The 800-nt window shown below is 71.0% G+C and carries 1 protein-coding gene and 1 pseudogene; both read right to left on the bottom strand.

Annotated features, from left to right (window positions below):
• Positions 1-152: PIG-L family deacetylase (locus C1J00_RS43560; protein ID WP_180989928.1), on the bottom strand; the 152-nt coding region annotated here is incomplete at its 3' end.
• An 85-nt stretch (positions 153-237) separates the two neighbouring features.
• Positions 238-650 (bottom strand): annotated as a pseudogene (locus C1J00_RS43565) (helix-turn-helix domain-containing protein); the annotation flags it as partial.
• Between the last annotated feature and the right edge of the window lie 150 nt (positions 651-800).

Genomic DNA, 800 nt, shown 5'->3' on the forward strand with positions numbered 1-800 from the left:
ATGACCTCACCGCGTTCGCCGAGGGTGCACGTGACCAGGGTGACGTGGGCACCCTCGGCCGCGTACCTGGCCATGGTCGCGCCATTGTTGATCGACTCGTCGTCCGGGTGCGCGTGCACCAGCAGCAGACGCCGGTCGGGCAGTTCCGTCATGAGGCCAGCCTACGAGGCGCCGGACGGCTGTTCGTCGCGCCCTGGTCTGTCAGCCCTCGTCGTCGATCACGTGGTGGTCGTGGGTCTCCGAGCGGTGGCGGGCCGCCATCGGCTGGTTGCAGGAGATCGTGCGGGTCACGATGCGGCCGGCGGAGGTGGGACGCGTTCGCGGCGCAGGTAGCCGTGGGCCTCCAGTTCGCGCAGGGCGGCGGCGATCCGGGTGGCTCCCTCCGGGAACCGGGCGGCGAGGGCCTTGATGTCGGCCGGGGCGCCCTTGGGCAGCGACTGGAGGTGCGTGCCGAGCCCGATGGCGAGGAGCGAGAGCTCCCTGTGCTGGGCCAGGTGGTTGCCGATCACCGTGAAGCGGGTGGTGTGGCGGGTGTTGTCGTGCTGGAGCCCGCCGGTGCGGTGGGCCGCGCCGGGCCGCCGGTTCGGGTGCTTGTTGCCCGCAACTCGGGCCTGGGCGCGCGGGGGCGCGATAGGGTTCTGGGTACCCATCGGGAAGCTCTCTCTTCCTGGGTGGTCAGGCCCTCGCACTGGGATTGCAGTCCCCGGCGAGGGCCGTTTCATGTCTGCGGTTGTGGTGGTGCGTTGCGCTGAGCGTCAGGCCTCGGGGGCCGCGAAATCCAGCCGGTTCGGGGATGTTCA

It is taken from the genome of Streptomyces cahuitamycinicus, from assembly GCF_002891435.1.
Lineage (GTDB): Bacteria > Actinomycetota > Actinomycetes > Streptomycetales > Streptomycetaceae > Streptomyces > Streptomyces cahuitamycinicus.